Below are 722 nucleotides of genomic sequence, written 5' to 3'. Positions count from 1 at the left end.
GGTATCAACGGAGTACAGCCTTTGTTTTTCAAAGTCTCATGACAACTTTTTGTGTCATATGCTCCATCAGCAGATACGGTATGGATCTTTCTACGTAACGGGTTGAGCAACGTGGGTAGCACTTCGCTATCGCCAACATTTACAAGACTGACTTCCGCACTAATGGCCTCATGAGTTTCTACATCAACAGCTAAGTGCAGTTTGCGCCAAGTTCTGCGTTTTTCGGCGCCGTGCTTTTTCACTTTCCATTCACCCTCGCCAAAAACTTTGAGACCAGTCGAGTCAATGGCTATATGGCGAATAGCTCCTTTGGATTTATTGCGATATTTGACCTGGACTGTCTTCGAGCGTTTGCTAATACAGGTGTAGTCAGGGGACGTCAGTGGAACATCCAATAGCTCAAAGATAGAATCAATAAAGCCTTGAAGAGCACGTAATGGCAGAGAGAAGATCCCCTTAATCATCAAGGCAGTTTCGATCGCTGTATCAGAATACTGGAAACCTCTACCACGCTTACCATGATGGGTTGTACATCGCCATGCATCTATGGCTGAATCATCTATCCAGAACGTAACCGAGCCACGCTTGCACAGAGCCTTATTGTATTCCGCCCAGTTAGTTATCTTCTTTTCCGATTTACCCATGTCACCACCGTTCTAATCACCATAAAAGAATAGATCACAGGACTTGGAAAAGGTTCAACTGATTTAAGCAACAACGCC

The 722-nt window shown here is 44.7% G+C and carries 1 protein-coding gene; it reads right to left on the bottom strand.

Annotated elements, in window-relative coordinates:
• Window positions 1–644, bottom strand: a 644-nt coding sequence (locus Q1A70_RS20235) for an IS5 family transposase (protein ID WP_299695841.1), incomplete at its 3' end; no start/stop codon positions are given.
• Window positions 645–722 lie beyond the last annotated feature (78 nt).

Origin of the sequence: uncultured Vibrio sp. (genome assembly GCF_947488985.1) — a bacterium.
Taxonomy (GTDB): Bacteria; Pseudomonadota; Gammaproteobacteria; order Enterobacterales; family Vibrionaceae; genus Vibrio.
Note: the sequence above shows the minus strand (reverse complement) of the source record. Positions and strands in the feature narration are given on the sequence as shown.